The 18071-nt window shown below is 53.4% G+C and carries 18 protein-coding genes; 16 read left to right on the top strand and 2 right to left on the bottom strand.

Features of this window, described 5'->3' with window-relative positions:
- Positions 1-7 precede the first annotated feature (7 nt).
- From D3P08_RS04210 to D3P08_RS04150, 13 genes are all read left to right on the top strand, one after another.
- The gene (locus D3P08_RS04210; protein WP_119598200.1) at positions 8-688 is read left to right on the top strand and encodes a response regulator; all 681 of its coding nucleotides are present in this window, start codon (positions 8-10) and stop codon (positions 686-688) included.
- 29 nt (positions 689-717) lie between these two features.
- Positions 718-1053, top strand: a complete 336-nt coding sequence (locus D3P08_RS04205) for a DUF1904 family protein (protein WP_119598199.1) — start codon at positions 718-720, stop codon at positions 1051-1053.
- 123 nt (positions 1054-1176) lie between these two features.
- Positions 1177-1872, top strand: coding sequence for a YwaF family protein (locus D3P08_RS04200; RefSeq protein ID WP_162848358.1), 696 nt, complete (start codon positions 1177-1179; stop codon positions 1870-1872).
- On the top strand, positions 1869-3452 hold the full coding sequence (locus D3P08_RS04195) for a DUF2339 domain-containing protein (protein ID WP_119598197.1): 1584 nt from the start codon (positions 1869-1871) through the stop codon (positions 3450-3452). Before D3P08_RS04200 ends, D3P08_RS04195 begins: the two co-directional genes overlap by 4 nt.
- A gap of 132 nt (positions 3453-3584) precedes the next feature.
- The gene (locus D3P08_RS27845; RefSeq protein ID WP_119598196.1) at positions 3585-4292 is read left to right on the top strand and encodes a lytic transglycosylase domain-containing protein; all 708 of its coding nucleotides are present in this window, start codon (positions 3585-3587) and stop codon (positions 4290-4292) included.
- An 85-nt stretch (positions 4293-4377) separates the two neighbouring features.
- On the top strand, positions 4378-5529 hold the full coding sequence (locus D3P08_RS04185; RefSeq protein WP_119598195.1) for a cysteine desulfurase family protein: 1152 nt from the start codon (positions 4378-4380) through the stop codon (positions 5527-5529).
- A complete protein-coding gene (thiI, locus tag D3P08_RS04180; protein WP_119598194.1) occupies positions 5526-6746 on the top strand; it encodes a tRNA uracil 4-sulfurtransferase ThiI in 1221 nt (406 codons plus the stop codon). The genes D3P08_RS04185 and thiI overlap by 4 nt, the downstream gene beginning before the upstream one ends.
- A 106-nt stretch (positions 6747-6852) precedes the next feature.
- On the top strand, positions 6853-7512 hold the full coding sequence (locus tag D3P08_RS04175) for a TerC family protein (RefSeq protein ID WP_119598193.1): 660 nt from the start codon (positions 6853-6855) through the stop codon (positions 7510-7512).
- Positions 7513-7672: 160 nt separating this feature from the next.
- Positions 7673-8155 carry a hypothetical protein gene (locus tag D3P08_RS04170; RefSeq protein WP_119598192.1) on the top strand — a complete coding sequence of 161 codons (483 nt, stop codon included), beginning with the start codon at positions 7673-7675 and terminating at the stop codon, positions 8153-8155.
- A gap of 69 nt (positions 8156-8224) precedes the next feature.
- Positions 8225-10066, top strand: coding sequence for a translational GTPase TypA (gene typA / locus D3P08_RS04165; protein ID WP_119598191.1), 1842 nt, complete (start codon positions 8225-8227; stop codon positions 10064-10066).
- Positions 10067-10158: 92 nt separating this feature from the next.
- On the top strand, positions 10159-10473 hold the full coding sequence (locus D3P08_RS04160; protein WP_119598190.1) for a YlaH-like family protein: 315 nt from the start codon (positions 10159-10161) through the stop codon (positions 10471-10473).
- A complete protein-coding gene (locus tag D3P08_RS04155) occupies positions 10470-10742 on the top strand; it encodes a hypothetical protein (protein WP_119598189.1) in 273 nt (90 codons plus the stop codon). The genes D3P08_RS04160 and D3P08_RS04155 overlap by 4 nt, the downstream gene beginning before the upstream one ends.
- A gap of 17 nt (positions 10743-10759) precedes the next feature.
- Complete coding sequence (locus D3P08_RS04150) at positions 10760-11827, top strand: LCP family protein (protein WP_119598188.1); 1068 nt, start codon at positions 10760-10762, stop codon at positions 11825-11827.
- A 320-nt stretch (positions 11828-12147) separates the two neighbouring features.
- Here the strand turns inward: D3P08_RS04150 and D3P08_RS04145 are convergent, their stop codons facing one another.
- Entirely contained in the window at positions 12148-12744 is a 597-nt protein-coding gene (locus D3P08_RS04145) for a YhcN/YlaJ family sporulation lipoprotein (RefSeq protein ID WP_119598187.1), read from the bottom strand.
- A gap of 112 nt (positions 12745-12856) precedes the next feature.
- On the opposite strand from D3P08_RS04145, the gene D3P08_RS04140 reads away from it, so the two are divergent.
- Both D3P08_RS04140 and D3P08_RS04135 read left to right on the top strand, forming a co-directional pair.
- Entirely contained in the window at positions 12857-14188 is a 1332-nt protein-coding gene (locus D3P08_RS04140; RefSeq protein WP_119598186.1) for a PhoH family protein, read from the top strand.
- A 157-nt stretch (positions 14189-14345) separates the two neighbouring features.
- Positions 14346-15638, top strand: a complete 1293-nt coding sequence (locus tag D3P08_RS04135; protein ID WP_162848357.1) for an ABC transporter substrate-binding protein — start codon at positions 14346-14348, stop codon at positions 15636-15638.
- Between the two features lie 55 nt (positions 15639-15693).
- Here D3P08_RS04135 and D3P08_RS04130 read toward each other — a convergent pair whose 3' ends face one another.
- Positions 15694-16794: a coiled-coil domain-containing protein gene (locus tag D3P08_RS04130; protein ID WP_147381773.1), complete on the bottom strand. Its 1101-nt coding sequence runs from the start codon at positions 16792-16794 to the stop codon at positions 15694-15696.
- 82 nt (positions 16795-16876) lie between these two features.
- Between D3P08_RS04130 and D3P08_RS04125 the strand changes: the two genes are divergently transcribed.
- Positions 16877-18052 (top strand): class I SAM-dependent methyltransferase, encoded by a 1176-nt coding sequence (locus tag D3P08_RS04125; protein WP_162848356.1) that lies wholly within the window; start codon positions 16877-16879, stop codon positions 18050-18052.
- Positions 18053-18071 lie beyond the last annotated feature (19 nt).

The following is an 18071-nucleotide window of genomic DNA, read 5'->3' as shown; positions in this document are numbered from 1 at the left end:
GATAAAAATGGAAATCATTCGAGTCGGCTTAGTGGAGGACGATCCGGATTGGAAAAGGGGGCTTACGCATTTTCTAAGCGCGGAGCCGGATTTCTCCATGCTATGGACGGCATCCAGCGGCGAGGAGCTTCGCGAGGCTTTGCTCGCGGCCGAAGAGCCGGCTGACGTGGTGCTGATGGACATAATGCTGGACGGCCGCCCCGAGGGCATTCGGCTGGCGGAGGAAGCGGCCATGTCGACGGGAGCGAGGGTCATCATGCTGACGTCGATGGAAGAGAAGGAGTTTATTCTAAGGTCCTTCCAGGCGGGGGCAATCGATTATCAAATCAAAAGCAGCTTCGAGCAGCTGCCGGAGGCGATCCGGCAGGCTTACCGCAAGCAGTCGCCGATCAGCGCGGCTGCAGCGGAGCAGCTTCGCGAGGAGTTCCGACGATTGAAGGCGATAGAGCGGGAGTTCGAGGCCAAAAAAATGAGCGATCTCATTACGCCTTCCGAGCTGCAGCTGCTCGGACTCATTCATGAAGGCTACTCTCAGCCGCAAATCGCGGAAAAGCTGTTTATTACGCTGAGAACGGTTAAAAACCACGTCAACAACATTTTGAAGAAGATGGGATTGGAAGGTTCCAAGGAAGCGGCGGCCAAGGTGAAGGAAATGGGGCTGCTCGATCAGAAAAACGACAAATCATGACTTTGATAATGGAAAGGGGAGTATGATTGATGCCTCATCTTTTATTTCGCGGCGTACCGGCTGAGCGGCTGAAGGAAGCCGCTCAACCGCTAGCCGAAGAGCTGGCTGCAATATGCGGCTGCGGGACGGATAACTTTACGATGAGCTGCTTGCATACGACGAACGTATTCGGAAACGGGCCGGACGATCCCGCTTATGCGCTCATCGAGGTCGGCTGGTTCGAGCGCGGACAGCAGACGCGGGACCGTTTCGCGGAAGCAGTAACCGGGCATGTTCGGCAGCTGGGTGTCCCCGATATTGAGATTGTCTTTCACGCTTACCGCGAAGACAGCTACTACATAAACGGAAAGGCTGTACAAGCCTGACCGGCGAATGCGAAATAGTACCATGAAATGTTGGTACTATTTTTTTTATGGCAAAAAGATGTAAAATCGGTTTTGTAACCAGGTACTAAAATGGTGAATGTTCAGGGATGGAGTGAGCGCCAAATGTTTGAAATGTTTTCGGCTCAGCATGCGGCAGCACTGGTCGTTGCGGTGGTCGCATTTGCCGCTATTGCAATAGGCCGGCAGGGTCTGCGGGGAGATAAAGCGAACCGGCGGTTCCGGCTTGGCATGGCGCTGCTGCTTGTCGTCTGTGAAATTTCGCTGCAGTTGTCTTATGTCATGGAAGATTCATGGAACGCCGGTTCGCTTCCCTTTCAGCTATGCAGTCTGACCTTGCTGATATCGGCGGCGGCGCTTGCGTTCCGGGTGAAGCAGCTGTACGCGATCGTTTTTTTCTTAGGGACGCTCGGCGCGCTGCAGGCGATGGTGACGCCTAATCTGGATGAGCCGTTTCCGCACTTCCGCTACTTCCACTTCTTTATCGCGCATATCGGCATTATCGCCTCGGCTGTCTATTTGATCACGGTGGAACGGTACCGCCCGACGATCCGCTCCGTGTTCGCCGCTCTATTGTGGCTCCACGCGCTTGCGGTTCCGGCGGCCGTCGTCAACATCGTGACAGGCACAACCAACTTTATGTTTTTGGCCCGCAAGCCGAGTACGGCATCGCTGTTGGATGTCCTTGCGCCGTGGCCGTGGTATTTGCTCCAGCTGGAGCTGGTCGCCTTTGGGCTTTGCCTTTTGCTGCTGGGCGTGTCAAAGCTTGCATTTTGGATCAACGGGAGGATAAAAGGATGAATACGATCAAGAAACATTGGACTTCATTGCTCGGAGCGTTGTTTGTTGTGACGGCGTTTATTACGCTCTTTCAGTACTCCATCGAGCAGGGATGGATCACGAACGCGATGAAAATCGGATTTGGGCTGCTTGCTGGCATTGGGGTGTCCATCGCGGGGGTGAAGCTTGCGCAGAAGCCGGCGCTTGTCATTTCAGGCGAAATTACGCTTGGCATCGGCGCTTGTATTTTGTACGCTACGTTTTCATTCGCGGGAATTTATTACGCGTTCTGGGAGCCGACTCTCCTTTTGCTCGGCATGACTGCAGTGACAGCCGGCATTACGATGTACGCCCACCGTTTCCAGTCGCGCATGCTGATGAATGTCGCGATCGCCGGCGCCTTATTGTCTCCGCTGCTTTTAAGGCCGGAAACGGATCAGGTGTTTACGCTGTTCTTATATTTGCTTGTTTTAAATATCGCATTTATCGCGCTGAGCATTATTAAAGGCTGGATGGAGCTCCGCATAATCAGCTTTGCCGGCACTTGGATCATGTATATCGTTTATTTTGTTCATTTCTCGCCGCCGATGGACGGGGTATGGAGCATGCCGATTCGTTACGCGATCGCCGCGTTCCTGTTCTATACGGTCGCTCTATTCGCATCCTCCTGGAAAAACAAATTGAGCTTCGACGGGCTGGACCTGTATCTGAATGCGGCAAACGGCATTTTGTTCGGCATATGGGCTCTTATTATTTGGAACGGCGATGTGGAGTACGGCTATACGCTCTTCTTTATATCCGTTGTTTATTTGATTGCGGGAGCCGCGGTATATAAGCTCAGCGGACGGATATCGGTCTCCGCGGCATCGTTCGGGCTCGGCGGCGTGCTGCTCCTGCTTATGGCGATTAACAGCTTGGGCGAGGGCATCCTGTTTAATGTCATTATGTGGGCTTTATACGCCTATATGCTAACGGCGCTCGGCGCCGTGAAACGCTGGCTGGCGGCGACAATTCTCGGGGTCATTATCTGGTTCTTCCTCGGCGTGTTCTGGTACGCGGTTACGTGGAGCACGCCGCGCGGCGAATGGTTCGGCGTCTATATGCCATTCCTCAATTGGGGAGCGCTCGCTTGGATGATGCTGGCCGCGCTTGGATTCTACTATGCGAGGGCGTTGAAATTCGAGGATCTGTCCGCGGCGGCAGGACGCATCTTCTCCCGAATTTTTGCGCTGCTTTCCCACCTGATTGTGGGCGGTCTGATGGCTAGGCAGATTGAAAATGTGTTCACGGAATATTTTGATGATTCGCCAAAGGTATACATGGGATTAACCATGTCCGTTGTTTGGGCTGTATATGCGCTTATCCTGATGCTGTGGGGCACTTATTACCGGGAGCGGACCTTCCGCTGGTTCGGCGCGGCGGTGCTCGTGATCGTCGCATGCAAAACGATCTTTATGGATTTGAGCGGCAAGGACGCCTTGTTTAAAGTGATCGTTCTGCTTATTCTCGGGGGCTTATCGTTCCTGATGACGTGGATGAACGGCAAATGGCAAAAACCGGAGCCAAATCCTGTCCAAGCGGAAACACCGAATTCGCAGTAGCGCAACCAACGAAAGAAGAGCTTTATGGCAGGGAGTTCCTGGGGGTAGCGGGCAAGCCTAAAAACATGTACAATGAATACCGATATGACTCTTATACGGTTTTTCGGCAAGACAGCTTAGGGGGTCCCATTCATGAGTATTGATCCGCGTACGATGAAGGCTTTGCTGCAAGCGCAGCTGGCGCCGAGCCTGGACATCGGACCGCTATCCAAAAAACAAACGAACGCATCGTCAACAGGCGATAACGCAGATTTATTCGATACCATCTTAAACGCGCAGTTATCCGGCGCCGGGGCTGCATCGGAACAGCCCGCAGCCGCCGCGGGAACGCCGGTTTGGTCGAACGATTTATGGGCTCAAGTCGCGCAATACGGCCTGACAAGCGCCCAGGCTTCCGAAGGCGCCGCGAATATGAAGTTCGATTATTCGGCAGGCGGCCATCCCTTTGGCGAGCTTATTCAAAGCGCTGCAGCCAAATACGGTGTTGACCCGTCGCTCATTGGGGCCGTCATCAAGACGGAATCCGGCTTCAATCCCGATGCCCAGTCGCATGCCGGCGCGAAGGGGCTTATGCAGCTGATGGATGGGACGGCACGCGGTCTCGGGGTGTCCGACGCCTTTGACCCCGCGCAAAATGTGGAAGGCGGAACGAAATATTTGGCGATGCTGCTGCGGAAGTACGGCGGCAATGAAGCTGTCGCTCTGGCGGCTTATAACGCGGGGCCAGGCAGAATCGACCGTCTCGGCATTTCGACGGATGAGGAGCTGATGGCGAGGCTGAACGAGCTCCCAACGGAGACGCAGCGCTATATCGGCAAAGTCCAGTCGGCCAAAGGATAACCGTATCGAGATCACGATTGCCGCTTCTAAGCGATGAGAAGCGGATCGCTGATCTCTTCTTGTTTTCAAGAGAGGATGGATCTGTATGATATATTTCGACCACTGCGCGTCGACGCCGCCATACGAGGAAGTCATTTCGACGCTCGCGGAGGTGATGCGCAAGCATTACGCCAACCCGTCGTCCCTGCATGGCGAAGGAGCTGAAGCGGCTAAATTAATCGAACGGTCAAGAGCGCTGATCGCTTCGCAGCTGGGGACCGGAAGCGGGCGCTGGCTGTTTACCTCCGGCGGAACGGAAGCCAATAACTTGGCGCTAAAGGGCGCGGCAAGACAATACCGCGGCCGCGGGGACCATATAATCGCTTCTTCGATTGAGCACGCTTCCGTTCACGACGCGCTGAAGCAGCTTGAGAAGGAAGGGTTTCGGGTTACGTACTTGCCGGTAAACGCAGCAGGCCATGTGGCTGTTGACGATGTGAAGGCCGCATTGACGAAGGACACGATTCTCGTAACCGTTATGCATGTCAATAACGAGATCGGCACGATTCAGCCTATCCAAGAAATTGGCGGGCTGCTTCGTTCGTATCCGCAGACCTTGTTCCATGTCGATGCTGTGCAGAGCATAGGCAAGGTGCCGATCTACCCTGAACGGTGGGGGATTGATCTGGTCAGCGGCTCGGCGCATAAGCTGCGCGGCCCTAAAGGGTTGGGCTGGCTGTATGTTCGCGATGGCGTACAGCTGGTCCCGCTAGCGTCAGGGGGCAGCCAGGAGGGCGGCTTTCGCGCGGGCACGGAGAACGTTCCCGCAATTGTAGCGGGCGCCAAAGCGCTTCGTATGTCGATGGAGCGTATGGAGGAGCGGGGAAGAAATATGCGGAGACTCGGAGAGAAGCTAAGAGCCTTCATCCGCACCCGCCCGGAGCTGAGGCTGAACGGCGGGGAGCCGCTTGCGCCGCATATCGTGCATTTTTCGTACCCCGGCATGAAGCCGGAAGTGATCGTTCATGCGCTGGAGCAGCATGGTATAATGGCATCGACGAAATCCGCATGCTCGTCCAAGGACAATAAGCCGAGCCGCGTGCTGCTTGCGCTCGGCGCCGATCCCGCCCACGCTTCGGGAGGGATACGCGTAAGCTTTGGGGATGAGCATGACGAGTCGCATATCGATCGGCTGATCAACGCCTTAACCAGCGTCATCGAGAAGCTGAAGCCGCTTGAGAGGAGCTCAAAATTTTGATCTACGACCAAATTGTTCTGCGTTACGGCGACCTGCTCATGAAAGGCCGGAACCGCAACCAATTCGAAAAAAAAATGCAGCAGCAAATAAAAAACGCGCTTAGGCCGTATCCAGGCGTTTCTTTTTGGAAATCGTACGGACGTTTGTACGTGAAGCTGAATGGCCAGCCGCACGAGCCGATTGTCGACAGGCTGAAGGACCTGTTCGGCCTCCAATCGCTAAGTCCGGTCATCAGCGCGGAATCGGAGCTGGAGTCGATTCGCGCAGCCGCGATGTCGTTAATGACCTCGCTGAAGCAGCCCCCTAAGACGTTTAAAGTAAGCGTGAAGCGGGCGTGGAAAGGCTTCCCGCATCAGTCGCAGGAGATGAACCATCTTGTCGGCGCGCATATTCTCCGGGCTTTTCCCGACTTAAGCGTAGACGTGCGCAATCCCGAGGTGGAGCTTCGCGTCGACATTCAGGAGGAAGCTACGTATTTGTTCTGCGAGATGATTCCCGCTGCGGGAGGCTTCCCGTTCGGATCCAACGGCAAAGCGATGCTGCTGCTCTCCGGCGGCATCGACAGTCCGGTAGCGGGCTGGATGGCGCTTCGGAAAGGGCTGGAGCTGGAGGCGGTACATTTCCACAGCTATCCGTTCACGAGCGAGCAGGCGAAGGAGAAGGTCATCGAGCTTACGAAGCGTCTGTCCTATTACAGCGGCGCGCCGATCAAGCTTCATCTTGTGCCGTTCACAGATATTCAGACATCGCTTGCCCAGCAGGGGCAGGACAATCTGATCATCACGCTGATGAGAAGAGCGATGCTCCGGATTACAGAGGGATTGGCGCTGAAAAACGGCGCGCTAGGCATTGTGACAGGCGAAAGCCTTGGACAAGTAGCCAGCCAGACGCTGCCAAGCATGAACGTCATCGGCAGAACGACGGATCTGCCGCTGCTCAAGCCGTTAATCATGATGGACAAAGCGGAAATTATCGCGATAGCGGAGAAGATTGGCACGTATGCAACGTCGATTCTCCCCTATGAGGATTGCTGCACTTTATTTTTGCCGAAATCGCCAAGCACAAACCCGAATCTTCATATTGTAGAACGAATAGAGGCCGGACATCCGAATCTGACCGAAATGATTGAAACCGCCATTGCGAACACGGAGCAAATGATTCTATCGCCGAATAAAGCGACAACCGTGCAGAAGGCGGGAGAGGACAGCTGGTTCTAGCCTGTACAAGCGGCGTTCCGCCTTGGAATCGCCGCTTGTTTTCGTTTTTTGGACATATTCCGGACAGCTTGTTCATACCCCTGTTAGGAGAGGGGAGAGATATGTTGTGGACAGCTTACTCATCTTTTTGCAAATTGTGCTGATCAATGTGCTGCTGAGCGGAGACAACGCGATCGTAATCGCAATGGCCAGCCGTCAACTGCCGGCTAAGCAGCGGAAGGCAGCGATATGGTGGGGCGCTTTCGCTGCGGTCGGCCTAAGATGCGTGCTTACGGTTGCGGCTCTTCAGCTATTGCAAATTCCTTACCTACAGGCGGTTGGCGCCGTTCTGCTGATCCTCATTGCCATTAAGCTGCTCGCGGACGCCGGCTCTCCTAACGAATCGCATCAGGTGAAAAAATCAGGAACGCTGGCTAGCGCAATCTGGACGATTATAACGGCGGACTTTATTATGAGCTTGGACAACGTGCTAGCGATTGCGGCTGTCGCAGAAGGCGACACCGTACTCATTCTGCTCGGCATCGCGCTCAGCATTCCGATGATCGTCTGGGGCAGCCAGCTGCTCGGCACGCTGCTGACGAGGTTTCCGTTCCTTGCCTACATCGGAGCGGCTCTGCTGGCCTACGCGGCCGGAGAGATGCTGATGCAGGATCCCGGCGTGAACGCGTCGATCTTCCACTACGATAAAACGTTAGCGGAGCTGATCCCGCTGCTGTGCGTCCCGTTCGTCATGATCGTTGCGATCCTTCGGAAAAGAGCAAATTGACGAAAAAAAAGTCCGGGCCGGAAGGCATGGACTATTTTTTTGTGAAACTAGAGGCAGGTTACTGGTTTTTTTGCCTCAGTTCCATTAAACTAAGAAAGATAAAAAAATGGCGTCTTTCGTCTTGTCTGCACGAAAGATGTTATAAGGAGCGGAAATGTTTATGCCTTCGAACAAATATTCCGCTGGAATTATTTTGCTGCTTGCCGGGGTCCTTATCTTATTGGGCAAATTAGGAGTATTCAGCTTTTTGGGAGCTGTATTTTGGCCATTGCTCGTTTTGATTCCGGGAGTGCTGCTGCATGTGCTCTACTTCGGCAGAGTAGTTCCGGCCTTTATGCTGGTTCCTGGAGGAATGCTCGTAGTTTATGCAGTGCTTTTTATCATCTGCAACATTTTCGGCTGGGAGAGCCTAAAGTTTCTGTGGCCGCTCTTTGTGTTCGGCTTAGCCGCGGGACTGTATGAATACTATATGTTCGGATCTTCGGTACCGCGTGTCGTATTTACAGCGTCTATCGCTCTTGCAGCCGCATCTGTTCTGTTCCTCGTCCTTATTCTCATGTGGAGCTGGGGCATTTATTTAGTTGCCGCTATTTTCATTGCGGCAGGCGCGTGGCTGATGCTTGGCAAGCGCCGGCGGTGGTAGGTTGGAAGAAGTCTGGATGGCCGGTTTTTAGAGAAAAACAAAATTTGGATTTGGAGTGGATTACATTTTATGCAAGCTAGAGAAACCATACGGAATATCGCGATTATCGCGCACGTCGACCACGGAAAAACAACACTGGTTGACAAACTGCTGCAGCAATCAGGCACGTTCAGAGACCACGAAGCTGTGCAGGAGCGGGCCATGGATTCCAATGACCTGGAGCGCGAGCGCGGCATTACGATTCTCGCGAAGAACACGGCGATCACGTATAAAAATTATTTGATAAACATTGTGGATACGCCTGGACACGCCGACTTCGGCGGCGAAGTGGAACGGATTATGAAGATGGTTGACGGCGTGCTGCTCGTTGTCGACGCGTTCGAAGGCTGCATGCCGCAGACGAAATTCGTGCTTCGCAAGGCGCTGGAGCATAATCTGACGCCGATCGTAGTCGTGAACAAAATCGACCGTCCGAACGCGAGACCGGTCGAAGTAATCGACGAAGTGCTCGACTTGTTCATCGAGCTAGGCGCGAACGACGACCAGCTTGAATTCCCGGTTGTATACGCGTCCGCTCTTATGGGAACGTCCAGCCTCGACCCGGAGAAGCAGGATGACAACATGATGGCGCTGTACGACACGATCGTAAGCCATATTCCGGCTCCGACAGAAAGCGTAGAAGAGCCGCTTCAGTTCCTCGTAACGCTACTTGACTATAACGAATATTTGGGCCGTATTGCGATCGGGCGCGTGAACCGCGGAATCATTAAGCAAGGCCAATCCGTCGCCGTTATCGACCGCGAAGGCAAGACGAAGCAGGCGAGAATTGAGAAGCTGTTCGGCTTCCAAGGCTTAAAGCGCGTCGAAGTGCCGGAAGCGGGAGCGGGCGATATCGTTGCGATCGCGGGTATCCGCGAAATCAATATCGGCGAGACGATTGCGGATCCGCAGCAACCAGAAGCGCTGCCAGTCCTCAAAATTGACGAGCCGACGCTTCAAATGACGTTCCTCGTCAACAACAGTCCGTTCGCCGGCCGCGAAGGCAAGTGGGTTACATCCCGTAAGCTGCGCGAGCGTCTGTTCAAGGAGCTTGAGACCGACGTGGCGCTCCGCGTTGAAGAAACGGAAAGCCCGGACGCGTTTATCGTCTCCGGCCGCGGCGAGCTGCATCTCGGCATCCTGATCGAGAATATGCGCCGCGAAGGTTATGAGCTTCAAGTTTCCAAGCCGGAAGTTATCATCAAGGAAATTGACGGCGTGAAGATGGAGCCGTACGAGCGACTGCTGATCGACGTGCCGGAAGAAAGCATGGGCGCCGTTATGGAGAGCCTTGGCACACGCAAGGCTGAAATGGTCAATATGATCAACAACGGCACAGGCACCGTGCGTCTGGAATTTATTATTCCTGCGCGCGGATTGATCGGCTACCGCACATCGTTCCTGACGCTGACGCGCGGTTACGGCATTATGAACCATGCCTTCGACAGCTACGGTCCGTTGGCGGGCACTGGCGTAGGCGGACGGCATCAAGGCGTGCTGGTTGCCAGCGAGAACGGCACATCGACGTTCTACGGCATGCTGGGCGTCGAGGATCGCGGCATTCTGTTCCTAGAGCCGGGCACGGAAATTTACGAAGGCATGATCGTCGGCGAGCACAATCGCGATAACGATATAATCGTAAATATTTGTAAAGAGAAGCAGCTCTCCAACGTCCGTTCGGCGGGCAAGGACGACACCGTTAAGCTGAAAACGCCGGTTATCTTCTCCTTGGAGCAAGCGCTTGAATACTTGAACGACGACGAGTATTGCGAAATTACGCCGAAATCGATTCGCCTTCGCAAGAAGATTCTGGTGAAGAGCGAACGCGAGCGCGCCGAGAAGCACCGCAAGATGTCTCAGGCAGGCGTGTAAGCTACGCGTTCGAAGTGTGTTTGCTGCGCAAACATGAAGCCTACGCTTTCGAAGTATGTTTTGCTGCCGCAAAACATTTGAGGAGGTCCAAGATGCAAGAGTGGTTAAGCGAGCATAAGCTTGTTTCATACCTGTTGATCCTAGCGTTTACCATTTATATCTTCAATGCCGTATTTCGTCCGCAGGCAAGCCGCCTTCCTCTTTTAAAGGAAGTGCTGGTCTATCTGGTAATGGCCCTTGGCGCCTTTATATTGATGATTTTGCAGGTCGATAAGCTGCCGATCATTCAATGTATGGCCATTGCCGTTATTATGATGCTCATGCTGCGCGGCCGTCAGCTTTACGATAAGTGGAAAAAAGGCCGTACGAGCGGAGCGGAGACACGCAACGCGGAGAACAGCCAATGAGGCTGGAGGACGCGCTGTTCAATTGGCTGCAAATCCGGATTGTCGCCGACGCGAGGCCTGAGGATAACGCCGCAAAGGACACGTTAGCGTTTTTCGAACAAATATTGCGGGAAGACCACGGACTCAGCTCCTTCGACATCGAGAAGCAGGATGAGACGATGCTCCACGTCCGGTATGAGAAGGATTCCCGTTCCAAGCTGCAGCTGTTTCCCCGGGAATCCGGGGAGCAGCTGCTGCGCGATATTATCGATAATCCCAAATACAACTGAACTTGAAGGTGGAACTCATGAGTCAAGGACCGACATCGCTGCCTCCTCGGTCAGAAACGCGTAAAGCTTCCAAACCGCAATCGAACAAAGGGAACAAACCGAAAAAACCGAAAAAGAAACGGACGCTTCTAAAGGTGTTTTTCGTGCTATTTTTTGGATTGCTGCTCACCGCGGCGGGTTTGATCACCTACCTTGGCTTTAAGGCGACGGACGCCATTGAAACGATTGGCCTGGACGAGACGCAAGCGACAGAGGTGCCGGCGGGAGAATCCGTCAAGGACAAGCCGGTTGCTTTCGTGCTGATGGGCTTGGATTCCCGCGAGCATGGCGGCACGCTGAACACAGACGTCATGATGGTTGCGGCTTTTAACCCGAAGACGAAGAAAGCGACGGTCGTATCCATTCCTCGAGATACCTACATCGATGTGGAGGGCTACCGGGCGCGGAAGGCGAACCGTTTCTATGCCGACTTCTATACGGTAGCAAAGCGTGATAACGGGCTGGAGAAGGAAGCGGCCGACTTGGAAGGCAAAAAAGCCGTTAAGGATGTTATGAGCAAGCTGTTCGGCATCGATATTAAGTATGCGGGTATTATTAATTTTAAAGGCTTCTCTGACGTAGTCGATGCTTTAGGCGGCGTCCAGGTTAACGTAGACATTCGCATGAAGTACACCGATAATGCTGACGGCACCGATATTGATTTGCAGCCGGGCTATCAGTTATTGAACGGCGAGGACGCCCTTGATTTTGTCCGTTATCGGAAGTCCAAAGACGGCACGAACATGTCGAGCGATTTCGACCGCAACCGCAGGCAAAGCGAGGTGCTGAGCGCGCTTGTTGACAAGATGATGAGTCTTGGCGGGATCACGAAGATCGGATCGGTCATCGATTCGGTCGGCAACAATGTGACGATGGATATGCCAAGCAAAGAAATTACGCGCATGCTTCAAAAATATATGTCCATCCGCAGCGACGATATCGAGTTCATCGCCCTGGAAGGCGTATGGAGAAGTCCGAACGTTTACGTCAATGAAGACAGTCTTGCGCAGGCGCGAGCGGCGCTCCAAGCAAAAATGGCTGAATGACCGTAGACTGATGCTAATATAATAGCTATAATAAGACCAAAGAAGCTGCTTATGATTTCGGAAGGAGGTCATGCGGATGAGAATACGAATTGCTGCAGCGTGTCCGCGGCCTGCCAGACGGGACGAAGCTCTTTGGAATGATCATGAAAAGCGTTACGCCATCGAAGGTGATGCGGACAAGTGTGCGAACATGGGAAACGCGTCACAGAAGAAAGCCTAGTGAGGACTCACTAGGCTTTTTGTGTTTTTTGGAGAGCTTATCCTCATAAAATTTTAACAATTTCCGAGGCTACTCGGAAGTATAAATCTTAGAGGCATCCTTAATGCGTCTGCTGCATTTGCGGACGGTTTGTCATTTGGGATCCGTTATTGCCGCCGCTTGCCGGCCCGCCAAGCTTGTTGACGTCTTGATCATCAATGGCTGGAGGAACGATATCCCTCGGAACTTGCGGCACTAGGCGGCCCATAATATCGGCCAATTCTTCGGCGAAGCCGGCAAGCGGCCTTCCGTTGCGGATATCGGCCCCGATTTCCGCAAGCCTGTTGGTAATGTCAATATCAGCCGTAACGAAAGCGTCAACGCCGTAAGGATCTTTGCGGAAAGCCTCGGCTACGGAATATTTGATCGTGCCGACGCGTGAGCGCTCCAGGTTGCCGTCGACATCGATGCCGACGATGGCCGTATTGCCGACGATGACGCAATGGGCGTTTTCGACGCCGGAGACGCCTCGCGCTAATTGTTCAAGATGAGCTTCGACCTCGGCGCGGCTAAGCATTCTTTCGCCATTGTCTTGATTTTGCTGAGCTTGAAGTTGACCATTATTCTGAGGAGAGGGTGATGCATTATTACGCGCGCCGGCGCCGCAGCCTGCAGTTAAAACCGCAATAATCATTACTGCCGATAACCATTTGTACATGTATGCCACCTCTTATCCGTGTGTGTCGCGCAAAAATCGCTTATGCATTAGTGTGTCCTCTGCCAATTGAGGCTATGTATGCAAATGTATATCCGACGCCGGGAGGGTTCTCATGAAAAAAATATTCGTGCTCGACACCAACGTATTGCTCCATGATCCGCAATCGCTCTTCTCCTTTGATGACAATGAAGTCATCATTCCCGCGATCGTATTGGAAGAGATTGATTCCAAGAAACGGCTCGCAGATGAACTAGGCCGCAATGCAAGACATGTCTCCAGACTGCTCGATCAGATGCGGGAGAGCGGGCATTTGCATGAAGGCATCGATCTGCCGAGCGGAGGTCTGATCAAGGTTGAGCTGAATCATAGAAGCTTCGTTCGCGTACAGGAAATGTTCGGCGAGATGTCGAATGACAACCGAATATTAGCGGTGGCCCTTAATTATCAAATGGAGCAGGAGAACGCGGAGAACAGCCGAAGCGTAGTTTTGGTCAGCAAAGACGTGCTTGTTCGCATCAAAGCCGACGTGCTCGGCTTGCAGGCTCAGGATTATTTGTCCGACCGCGTGCTGGACAATTCCGAGTTTTATAACGGCAACATTACGCTTCATGTGCACCCGTCGGTTATCGATGAATTTTATACGTATCGATTTTTGAGCGTCAATCATTTGCAGCTAAGAGACAGGCTGCATCCGAACGAGTTTGTCATTCTTCGCGATGAAATGGGCACCTCGAAATCGGCGCTGCTGAAGGTAAGCCAAGACGGCATGCGGCTAGAGCCGTTATATTTGAGCAATGATCCCGTATGGGGGATCACGGCGCGCAACGCGCAGCAGCGGATGGCCTTGGAGCTATTGCTTAACGATGACATCCCGCTCGTAACTTTGTCGGGTAAAGCCGGAACGGGGAAAACGCTGCTTGCGCTTGCCGCCGGCTTGCTGAAGGTGGAGGATGAGCATAAATATAAAAAATTGCTGATTGCCCGTCCGGTTGTGCCGATGGGCAAGGATCTCGGTTATTTGCCAGGCGAGAAGGAGGAGAAGCTTCGGCCGTGGATGCAGCCGATCTATGATAATTTGGAGTATTTGTTCGATACGAAAAAAGCGGGAGATATCGATAAAATATTAATGGGAATGGGAAGCATCCAGGTCGAGGCGCTTACGTATATTCGCGGCCGTTCCATCCCGGGGCAATTTATCATCATTGATGAGGCGCAAAACCTGACCAAGCATGAAGTGAAAACGATAGTATCCCGCGTAGGGGAAGGCAGTAAAATTGTGCTGATGGGCGATCCGGGCCAAATCGACCATCCTTATCTGGACTCGATCAGCAACGGGCTTACCCATATCGTAGAGAAGTTTAAAGCGGAGAGCATCAGCGGCCACATGACGCTGGAGAAGGGCGAGCGTTCCAAGCTGGCTCAGCATGCCGCAGATTTGTTATAAGGAAGGATAGGGCGCGCTTCTTCACTAGCGCGCCTTTCTTTTGGTCCGCATAAAAATTATCGATTCCAGATCTTATATCAATTTTGTCTTGTACATTTCCGCTTCGAACTGCTATTCTATTCCCATAACGAAGATGATGCCGGAAAGGAAGAAGGCTGTGTCTCCTCGCAAATTTGCGCCCCTCCTGATCGGCGCATTGCTGCTTACCGCGCTGCTGCTGCTTTATTTCTCCCAGTCCATGAATTGGAACCGTGCGGAGCTTGCCGATGGGAACCCGCCCGTGGAGCCCGCGGGAGGAACGCGCGTTGCGCCGCTTGAAACGGTGCTTCATGTAACCGTTACCATGGAGCCTGCCGACTTCAGACGGTTGGAAGAGCAGACCGAAAAATTTATGCTGCAGTACCCGCATGTGCGCGTGGAGCTGTCGAATGAACAACAGACCAGCGAACGATACGCTTCCATTGCGATGCAAAGCGCGCAGGGCGTAGCGCCCGACATTATGCTGCTCGATAACAGCTGGATTATTCCATTAGCCGTGAAAGGTTATTTGAAGCCGCTGGACAGCCTGATGACGGGGGACGTGCTTTCGGATCAGCTGCCCGGGCTGCTTGAGCCGTTGAAATGGAACGGCTATTTGTGGGGAGCGCCGAAGTCGGTTAATCCGTATATCATCGCTTGGAATAAGCCGATGTTAACCGAGTTCGGTTTTTCCGAGCCGCCTCAAAACTGGCTGGACTTCCAAGCGCTTGCGGAGCAAATCGCCGCGGCCGTGCCCCGTTCCGACGGGGAGCGGTATTTGGTCAATTTGAGTCCAGGCGATTTGATGCAGCTGCAGCTGTGGCTGTCAAGGTTCGAAACGGAGCATCGCTCGTTCCAGCTCGGACCTCTAACCGAGGCCGAGCAAGAGAAACTGCTGTGGCTGCAAGCGCATATGCCCGCTGTATCGGCTGTTCCGATCCCGAATCTCCAGCAGCTGAACCAGCTCGCTTTGGCGAGTCGTCTGCTCATGTTTATTATGCCTTGGGAATCCTACATTGATATGAGTGCAGCGGTCAGAAGCCTCCTAACGGTAGAGCAGGATTCCATCGACTCGCCGTGGATGAACGGAAGCAGCTTCGTGATTAGCTCGGCAAGCCAATCGGAGAATGAAGCGATATTATGGATTCAAGAAATGACGGACGCCTCGGTCGGTCTGCAGGAGATGGAAGAGTCGGGACGGCTGCCAGTCAGAGCTTCTTTGTACAGCGAGCAGGTAAGGCTTCTGACGCAATCGGAAGACCTGCCGCCTATATGGTGGCTGCAAGCTTTAAGCGAGCTGTCGCAGGACGACGCAAGCTTTAAGCCGGATCCGAACTGGCCGTATCAATGGAACAGCTTGCAAGCCGTCTGGCAGGCCGCCGGCGACGAGCCGCAGCGCTTCCTCGCCCTTGTACAATCCGCCGATGAATAGCGACCGCATGTAAAAAGGATGGCAGAATGCCATCCTTTTCTGATGCTAGCTTTCCTTATAAAGACACGCTCAGTTTAATGATAAGCTCGCCATCCTCGATCGCAACGGAATTGGCTTTCAGGAACTTCGTCAGCATGCCCGGATAGAAGCCAAGGTCGAATTCCTCTTCAAGTGCGGCGCGAGTCGTATCCGGGAGTGTAAACCCGTTAAACTTCAGCTCATCAACATGGAACATGATGCCGTTGTCCGGCTCCTCAATGAGACTGTAATGGCCGGACACGCTGATCTCGATATCGTCCCGTTTGCCGTATGCGATAATCCGATCGTCCTCGAATTGGAACGAGAAGTAGTTAAACTTTTCGTCCTGCTCGCGCAAAAATTCGTTCAGCCTGTCTTCCGGCACCCGGATCGTATACTGGAAGCCTTTAATCTCCATCAAATCTTTATTATCCTGCAGCCAGCCCGGCAGCTCGCCCATTGCCCGCGAAAGCGCCTTGAAATATTCTCGGACCTCAGTGAGCCCTTTTTCTTCCCAGAAGCTTGTCAGCTGTTCAATCAGCAGCCGGATCCGTTCGCTGTCCGTTCTTCCTGCCAGCTCGCCTTCCAGCTCGGCTTCAAGGGCGATAACCCTGTCCCGCTGCAGCTTCAGCTTCTCCTCCAAGGCAATCAATTCAGCTTGCTTGTCCTCGAGCTGCGTATATTGATTTTGCAGATCCCGATATTGTCCGATATATGTATTCAAGGTATGCTTGTCTTGCGATACGAGGATATCGAGATAATCCAATATAGTGAAAAAATCTGTCCATGAGTCCGTCGTTAGCAGAGACAGGTATAGCATATCCCGCTCTCCCATGTAATAAGCTCTTAGCACGTCGCCTGCTTGATCGCGCTTGCCGTCAATCGCGATTTCCTGCTCCGCCAGCTGCCGTTCCGTATCCGACATGGTGTCGAGCAGCGCTTCCTTCTCTACGGCGATTCTCGCGATTTCTTTGTCGATTTCAACGACGGATAAGCTTTTTTCGAGCAGAGAATGAACGTCTTCTTCGGATTTAGGCTTCTCTTCGGCTAGAACGGGCAACCGAAGAATAAGCAGGGCGCTGATGAGAGCTGCCAGGATTGCGGCTGCGAGTCGTTTGTGAGCGTGGCTATCGGTCAACGGCATCCTCCCTCCTCAGCAACTAGTTTATGCGGAAGCCTATTCTATTATATCTTACAAATGGAAAAGGATGAAATCCATCATGCCGAGTTTTCCAGATACGCCTTTGGCGGCTAAAATCGCCGGACAGATTGCCGGATCGTCACAGTTGGGCCGAATCATAAGTAATCGGCGGCACGAGGGTCGAATGGTGCCTTCCATCAGCTTCTGCTCCTACATGGAAGCCTGCTTATATGACGAGCAGTATGGCTATTATCAATCAGGCGCGGTTCGAGTTGGAAAATCGGGAGACTTCTTTACGAGCTCCGCTATCGGCACTATTATGGCTGAAGTTATCGCTCGTTACGCCGCCGATTTCGGCCGCGAATATGGATTTCCGGTTACGCTCGCGGAATGGGGAGCAGGCACAGGGAAGCTGTCTGCCGATATTGCGGCGGCCTTCCGAAACCATCGGTCAGCGGAAGAGATGACGCTCCGCCCGCTTATCGTGGAGAACCATCCAGGCCATGCAGCGGCTGCGGCGGAATCCTTCCGGACGTTTCATCGGGCAGGTGGTGGACAGCCGGTCGTCCTATCATCCGTCCAATTCGGGGAACAGTATGCGAAGTGGATGTCTGACGGTTCCGTTCTGGTGCTGGCGAATGAATTGCTGGACGCTTTCCCTGTTCACCGCATACGGAGAAGGGGGAAGCGACTCGTCGAGCTCGGCGTAGCCGTTGTGCCGGATGAAGGCTTCGCATTAACCGAAATGGCGGTAACCGATCCAAGACTAGCGGATTGGCTTAAGCGGGACGGCATATTTTTAAGGGAGGGGCAAACGACGGAGATTTGCCCCGGCGTGCGCGATTGGCTTTTCGAGTTAAGCTCACGCATGCCGAAGGGAAAGGTCATGATTATTGATTACGGCCATGATGCGGAGGAATACGCGGCGGAACACCGGATGGAAGGCACATTAATGACGTATTGGAGGCATCAAGCCAGCGATTCGCCCTTGCTCGGCGCGGGCGAGCGGGATATAACGGCGCATGTTTCCTTCGCCTTCGTCAAGGCATCGGCGCGAGAGGCGGGCTTCGAGGTCGTCTACTATGACACGCAAAAGCAGTTTCTTGTGGACTATGGCGTTTTTGAGCTGCTGCGCAACCATGACGGCATGGATCCGTTCGGTGAGGCTGCAAGACGGAACCGCGCCGTTCGCCAGCTTCTGCTCAGCGACAGCATGAGCGAGAGCTTTAAGGTGATGGTGCTGGAGAAGAAATAGCCGCAAGGCATTAAAAAGG

It is taken from the genome of Paenibacillus nanensis (assembly GCF_003583765.1).
GTDB lineage: Bacteria > Bacillota > Bacilli > Paenibacillales > Paenibacillaceae > Pristimantibacillus > Pristimantibacillus nanensis.
This window is presented reverse-complemented; position numbering and strand designations above follow the sequence as displayed.

Excerpts from the sequence above, each read along its gene's own strand:
- D3P08_RS04205 (WP_119598199.1), top strand. The coding sequence starts at position 718 with ATGCCTCATCTTTTATTTCGCGGCGTACCGGCTGAGCGGCTGAAGGAA.
- D3P08_RS04145 (WP_119598187.1), bottom strand. The coding sequence starts at position 12,744 with ATGTACAAATGGTTATCGGCAGTAATGATTATTGCGGTTTTAACTGCA.
- D3P08_RS04170 (WP_119598192.1), top strand. The coding sequence starts at position 7,673 with ATGCCTTCGAACAAATATTCCGCTGGAATTATTTTGCTGCTTGCCGGG.
- D3P08_RS04200 (WP_162848358.1), top strand. The coding sequence starts at position 1,177 with ATGTTTGAAATGTTTTCGGCTCAGCATGCGGCAGCACTGGTCGTTGCG.
- D3P08_RS04185 (WP_119598195.1), top strand. The coding sequence starts at position 4,378 with ATGATATATTTCGACCACTGCGCGTCGACGCCGCCATACGAGGAAGTC.
- typA (WP_119598191.1), top strand. The coding sequence starts at position 8,225 with ATGCAAGCTAGAGAAACCATACGGAATATCGCGATTATCGCGCACGTC.
- D3P08_RS04150 (WP_119598188.1), top strand. The coding sequence starts at position 10,760 with ATGAGTCAAGGACCGACATCGCTGCCTCCTCGGTCAGAAACGCGTAAA.
- D3P08_RS27845 (WP_119598196.1), top strand. The coding sequence starts at position 3,585 with ATGAGTATTGATCCGCGTACGATGAAGGCTTTGCTGCAAGCGCAGCTG.
- D3P08_RS04125 (WP_162848356.1), top strand. The coding sequence starts at position 16,877 with ATGCCGAGTTTTCCAGATACGCCTTTGGCGGCTAAAATCGCCGGACAG.
- D3P08_RS04160 (WP_119598190.1), top strand. The coding sequence starts at position 10,159 with ATGCAAGAGTGGTTAAGCGAGCATAAGCTTGTTTCATACCTGTTGATC.
- D3P08_RS04155 (WP_119598189.1), top strand. The coding sequence starts at position 10,470 with ATGAGGCTGGAGGACGCGCTGTTCAATTGGCTGCAAATCCGGATTGTC.
- D3P08_RS04195 (WP_119598197.1), top strand. The coding sequence starts at position 1,869 with ATGAATACGATCAAGAAACATTGGACTTCATTGCTCGGAGCGTTGTTT.
- D3P08_RS04210 (WP_119598200.1), top strand. The coding sequence starts at position 8 with ATGGAAATCATTCGAGTCGGCTTAGTGGAGGACGATCCGGATTGGAAA.
- D3P08_RS04140 (WP_119598186.1), top strand. The coding sequence starts at position 12,857 with ATGAAAAAAATATTCGTGCTCGACACCAACGTATTGCTCCATGATCCG.